Here is a 5697-nt window from a genome sequence, read left to right as displayed (position 1 = left end):
GCGGGGCCGGTAGAGTCCCGCGCCGGAGGTGGACCCGTGCTCCTGCTCGCGCTCGTCGCAGCGGTCGTCGGCGCGCTCGCCGCGTGGCAGGTCGGCCGGATGCGTCGGCGCGACGACCGCCGCCTCCTGCTCATGACCGCGGGCGTCGTGGTCGCGTTCATCGGTCTGGGCGTCGTCGCCTGGCACTCGCACGCGGGGCGGGTGGCCCACGTCGCTCTCGTCGTCGGCTACGTCCTGACGTACCTGCTCATCCCCACCCGCGCGCCCACCGACAGGTGACCGGACACCCCACCCCGCGACACCCACCCGCGACCCAGCGCCCACTCCGGCCATCCGGCGCCATCCCCGGAGCAAACCCTGTCTCGCGGGCGGTCCGCGGTTCGCGGGCGGTCCGCGGTTCGCGGGCGGTCCGCGGCTCGCGGGCTGCGTGGGTGCGTCAGCGGAAGGCGGCGGCGGGGACTCCGGCGGCCTGCCACCACATCGACCAGCGCGCCGCGACGTCGTCGAACGTCGCGGAGTCGACGCCGTACACCGACAGGACCGCGGTCACGGTGCCGTGCGGCGGGTGGGAGCCGATCGGCGCCTCGCGCACCACCAGCAGCGCGTCGGTGACCGCGTGCAGGTCGATGCCGAACTGGTGGTCGGACTTGTAGATCACCTTGCCGCCGAGCATCGAGCCGTCCGGGCGACGCGCCTCCAGGTGCCCGCCCACGGGCACCCCGTGCACGCCGTGCATCCCGACGCGGTCGAGCAGGCGGTCCCGGCGCGTGCCCGCGTCGAGGTCGACGACGCTCAGCGTCCGCCGGTCCCGCCCGAGCTGCTTGGCGAGCGCGAACTGCAGCTGGTGCGCGTTCGCGATCCAGTCCTCGTCGACCTCGTCCATGTTGCCGTCGAACCGCACGGGCAACGCCTCGTGGCTGCGCCGGGTGATGCGCAGCCGCGTGAGGTGCGGCTGGTGCGCGGCGGCGGTCACCGCCAGGACGTCGTGGTTCGGCCAGGTGAGCGTGTGGGTCGTCGCGTCGTGGTCGACGTCGCGGCGCTCGGTCGGGATGTCGGTGAACGCGAGCGTCTCGTCGTCGATGCCGGGCCGGTCCCAGCCGTACCAACGACGCACGAGCGTGGGCTCACGCAGGTGCTCCCAGACGCTTGCGAGTCCCACCGGGATCTCGAGCGACACGATCTCGCGACGATCGAGGGCCAACACGAGCCTCACCTGCCTGACGACCTCGGCGACGTGCTCCTTGCTTGGACGCTAGCCCGCGACAAGGTCGGGCGCACCTCCGGCGTCGGGTCGGTCAGCGGCCGAGGACGACGACCGCCTCCCGCACGACGTGCAGCCGCACCTCGTCGCCCGCGGCGGGCAGGTCGAGCACGCCGACGGCGGGCGTCGCGACGGTGACCTCGCCGATCCCGGGGACCGCGACGTGCAGCGTCGGGCTGCCACGGCGCGTGCGCACGGCGAGCACCATGCCCGTCAGCGTCGCGTCCCCGGCGGACGCGACGGGCCCGACGAGCGCGCCCGGCGGGAGGGCGAGCGTCGCGTCCGCGGGGGCGCGCACGGCGTCGCGCAGCGCCGCAGGAGCCTCGCCCGCGACGACGAACGCCTCGTACCCGAGGAACCGCGCGACCTGCTCGTCGGCCGGCGCGCGCCACAGGTCCGCGGGCGTCCCGAGCTGCAGCAGCCGCCCGGAGGCCATGACGGCGACGCGGTCGGCGACGACGAACGCCTCGTCCTGGTCGTGCGTGACGAACAGCGCGGTCGTGCCCGTGGCCAGCAGCGCGGTGCGCAGGTCCAGCGCGAGGCGCTCGCGCAGCGAGCGGTCGAGGGCCGAGAGCGGCTCGTCGAGCAGCAGCAGGCGGGGCGCGGGGGCCAGTGCCCGCGCGAGCGCGACGCGCTGCCGCTCACCGCCGGACAGAGTCGCGACGGCTCGGCCCCCGGCGCCGGGCAGCCCGACGAGCTCGAGCAGGTGCTCGACGCGCGCGGCGACCTGACCGCGCGGCCGGCCGGCCAGGCCATAAGCGATGTTGCCCGCGACGTCGCGGTGCGTGAACAGCTGGCCGTCCTGGAACATCAGGCCGAAGTCGCGGCGGTGCACCGGCACGTCGACGACCGATCCGCCGTCCCACGTGAGGTCGCCGCCGGCCAACGGCTCCAGGCCCGCGACCGCGCGCAGCAGCGACGACTTGCCGCAGCCCGACGGACCGAGCAGCGCGAGCACCTCGCCGCGCGCCACGTCCAGGCTGACCCCGTCCACGGCGGTCGTCGGGGCGGCACCGCGACGCGACGCGGGGTACCGGACCACGACGTCCCGCACTCCGAGACCCGCCCGAGCGACCTCGCCCGCCGCGTGCGCCGCGTCACCGCCGGGCTCGCTCGTCGTCGGGGGCGCCGGCGCGCCTGCGCGCGTGCTCGTCGTGCCCGATGTCGTCGTGCCCGATGTCGTCGTGCCCGATGTCGTCGTGCCCGGTGTCGTCGTGCCCGGTGTCGTCCCGCTCGTCGTCACCACTCGCCTCCTTCGCCCGTGCGACGCAGCCGCTCGCACAGCGCCACCACGGTCGCGGTCAGCACCGCGAGCACCACGGACGCCGCGAGCGCCCGGCCGTACGAGTCCGCTCCCGGGCGTCCGATGAGCCGGAAGATCACCACGGGCAGCGTGGGCGAGTCGGGCCGCGCGAGGAACGACGTCGCGCCGAACTCGCCGAGCGACGCCGCGAACGCGAACCCCACCGCGAGCCCGCCGGCGCGCAGCGCGAGCGCACCGTCGACGGTGCGCAGCACGCGCCCGGGGGCGGCACCGAGCGTCGCGGCGGCCTCGCGCAGGCGCGGGTCGATCGCGCGCAGCACCGGCAGCACGGTACGCACCACGAGCGGCACGGCGACGACCGCCTGCGCGACGGGCACGAGGAGCGGCGAGCGGCGCAGGTCGAGGTCGAGGCCGAACGGCTCGTGCATGGACAGCAGGAAGCCGAACCCGACGGTCACGGCGGACACGCCGAGCGGGAGCATGAACAGCGCGTCGAGACCGGAGATCGCGCGCCGCGCGACCGGCCGACGCGGCCGCCGGGACACCACGAGCGCGACGAGCCCGCCGACGACGAGCGCGAGGACCGTCGCGTCGACGGCCGTCCGCAGCGAGGTCGCCGCGGCCTGCCACACCGACACGGTCACGCCGCCGCTCACGGTGGACAGCGCGACGTAGTGGTCGAGCCCCCAGCCGTCCCCCACGCGCAGCGAGCGCACGACGAGGTTGACGAGCGGGAGCGCGAGCAGCACGACGACGAGCGCGGTGACCGCCGTCGCGCCGCGGACCAGCGCGAGGCCGTCGTCGCGCGGCTCCCCGGCGCGGCGCCGCAGCCGCAGCGGGCGCACCACGAGGTCGGGCTCGGCCAGGGTCAGCGCCTGCTCACGACGCCCGCGCGCGCGGCCCGCGACCAGCAGCGCACCGGCGACGACGACGAGCTGGACGACCGACAGCACCGACGCGGCCCGCAGGTCGAGGAACTGCGTGGTCTGCACCCAGATCTCGGTCTCGATCGTGCCGAACCGCAGGCCACCGAGCACCAGCACCGTGCCGAACGCGGTCGCGCTGAACAGGAAGACCAGCGACGCGGCGGAGACGATCGCGGGCGCGAGCGCCGGGAGCGTGACGGTGCGCAGCGCGCGCCAGGGGGTCGCGCCGAGCGCGCGGGCCGCCTGCTCGGCGCGCGGGTCGAGCCGCTCCCACAGCCCGCCGACGCTGCGCACCACGACCGAGTAGTTGAAGAACACGAGCGCGGAGACGATCGCCGCGAACGTCCCGTCGAGGTGCAGGAAGCCGAGCGGGCCGCCCTCGACGAGCAGCGACCGGAACGCGACGCCGACCACGACCGTGGGCAGCACGAACGGCACCGTCACGAGTGCCCGCACCACGCCGCGCCCAGCGAACCGGTGCCGGTACAGCACATACGCGCCGGGCACGCCGAGCAGCACCGCCAGGACGGTCGCGACCCCGGCCTGCGCGAGCGTCTGCCCGACGATCCGCCACGTGCGGGGTCGCGAGAACACGTCGGCGAACCCCGACAGGTCGAGATGCCCGTCGACGACGAACCCACGACCCACCATGACCGCGACCGGGTAGGCGAAGAACGCGACGAGGAACGCGAGCGGCACGACGACCGCGACCGTCCACGCCGCGCCCCGCCCCAGCCGACCGCCGCGCCCGGCGCCACGACCCGACGAGCCATGACCCGACGGGCTGTGACCCGACGAGCCGTGACCCGACGGGCCCCCGGGCGCGCCGAGCGGCGCGCCCCCGCGGGGTGCGCGTCGGGTCGAGGCGACGGAGGTCGCGCGGGTCGAGGTCATGTCAGCCCGGTCAGCCGATCACGGTGTCCGACCACGTCGTGAGCCACAGGTCGCGGTTGGCCGCGATCTCGGCGGGTGCGACCTCGAACGGGTTCTCGGCGAGCGGCGCGAAGCGCGTCCACTCGTCGGGCAGCTCGACCGCCGAGCTCACCGGGTACATGTACATCGAGCCGGGGATGTCGGCCTGGACCTCGTCGGACAGCAGGAAGTCGATCAGAGCCTGCGCGCCAGTCGGGTTCTGCGCGCCCGCGAGCACGCCGGCGTACTCGACCTGCCGGAAGCACGTGTCGAGCAGCGCCGCGGTGGTCGGCTCGGTGCCGCCCTCCGGCACGGTCGAGGGCGGCGAGCTCGCGTACGAGAGCACGACCGGGCGCGGGCCCTGGCCGCCACCGCCGGAGAAGTCGGTGAAGTACGCGTCCGACCAGCCGTCGGCGACCTTGAGCCCGTTGGCCTTCAGCGCGGTCCAGTACTCGGGCCACGCGGCGCCCTTCGCGCCGACCGTGGCGAGCAGGAACGCGAACCCGGGCGACGACGTGACCGCGTTGGGCACGACGAGCAGGTCCTTGTACTCCGGCTTCGTCAGGTCGTCGAGCGAGGTCGGGGCGGCGAGCTCGTGCTCGGCGAACCACGACGTGTCGACGTTGAGGCACACGTCGCCGAAGTCGATCGCCGTGAGCGCGCCGTCGTCGTCCCCCTCGACCGCGAAGCCCGCGGCGTCGGCCGCCGCGTCGCCGCGCGCGGTGTACGGCGCGAGGACGCCCTCGGTGATGGCGCGCGACGCGAACGAGTTGTCGATGCCGAACACGGCGTCGCCGAGCGGCGCGTCCTTGGTCAGCACGAGCTGGTTGACCAGCGCGCCCGCGTCCCCGGGCTGCACGACCTCGACGTCGATCCCCGTCTCGTCGGTGAACGACTCGAGCAGGCCGTCGGACAGCACGAACGAGTCGTGCGTGACGAGGGTGACGGTGCCGCCGGTGGTCGCGCCCGCGTCGGGCGAGGCCGTGGCGTCGGTCGCGGGCTTCGGCTCGTCGCTGCTCGTCAGGGAGCAGCCCGTGAGGGCGAGCGCGAGGGCCGTGCCGAGGGCGGTGCTGAGGGTCAGGGCGCGCGTGCGGCGCCGGTGCGAGGTGGGTCCCGCCATGGGTGATGCTCCTCCTTGGTCTGCAGGAGGGGTGCCCCGGGGCGACGCCGACCCGCGGTCGACGACGACCACGGAGCTGAGATTCCCGACTCCCTACGCCGGTATCACCCGGATCAGGTTCGAGGGTCTGCGGTTGGTCCCGCACTCTCAGCGTCCCGGCCGCGGATCCTCGCCGAGCCCTGGGCTCGGCGCGGGGACCTCGGCCTGACGCTCC

The 5697-nt window shown here is 75.2% G+C and carries 5 protein-coding genes and 1 riboswitch; of the genes, 1 reads left to right on the top strand and 4 read right to left on the bottom strand.

The window, feature by feature from the left end:
* A partial coding sequence (locus tag CWIS_RS16660; RefSeq protein WP_231583967.1) for a hypothetical protein occupies nucleotides 1-279 on the top strand: 279 nt, incomplete at its 5' end.
* A 157-nt stretch (nucleotides 280-436) separates the two neighbouring features.
* Here the strand turns inward: CWIS_RS16660 and CWIS_RS16655 are convergent.
* From CWIS_RS16655 to CWIS_RS16640, 4 genes are all read right to left on the bottom strand, one after another.
* Nucleotides 437-1213, bottom strand: a complete 777-nt coding sequence (locus tag CWIS_RS16655; protein ID WP_082156560.1) for a hypothetical protein — start codon at nucleotides 1211-1213, stop codon at nucleotides 437-439.
* Nucleotides 1214-1295: 82 nt separating this feature from the next.
* Complete coding sequence (locus CWIS_RS16650) at nucleotides 1296-2504, bottom strand: ABC transporter ATP-binding protein (RefSeq protein WP_082156566.1); 1209 nt, start codon at nucleotides 2502-2504, stop codon at nucleotides 1296-1298.
* Nucleotides 2501-4345, bottom strand: coding sequence for an iron ABC transporter permease (locus CWIS_RS16645; protein WP_082156559.1), 1845 nt, complete (start codon nucleotides 4343-4345; stop codon nucleotides 2501-2503). The genes CWIS_RS16650 and CWIS_RS16645 overlap by 4 nt, the downstream gene beginning before the upstream one ends.
* A 10-nt stretch (nucleotides 4346-4355) precedes the next feature.
* Nucleotides 4356-5483: a thiamine ABC transporter substrate binding subunit gene (locus tag CWIS_RS16640; RefSeq protein WP_048344454.1), complete on the bottom strand. Its 1128-nt coding sequence runs from the start codon at nucleotides 5481-5483 to the stop codon at nucleotides 4356-4358.
* Nucleotides 5484-5556: 73 nt separating this feature from the next.
* Nucleotides 5557-5664, bottom strand: a riboswitch (TPP riboswitch).
* Nucleotides 5665-5697: the final 33 nt, after the last annotated feature.

Origin of the sequence: Cellulomonas sp. A375-1, assembly GCF_001040865.1 — a bacterium.
Lineage (GTDB): Bacteria > Actinomycetota > Actinomycetes > Actinomycetales > Cellulomonadaceae > Cellulomonas > Cellulomonas gelida.
The sequence above is the reverse complement of the archived record's forward strand: the minus strand, read 5'-3'. Positions and strand labels throughout refer to the sequence as shown.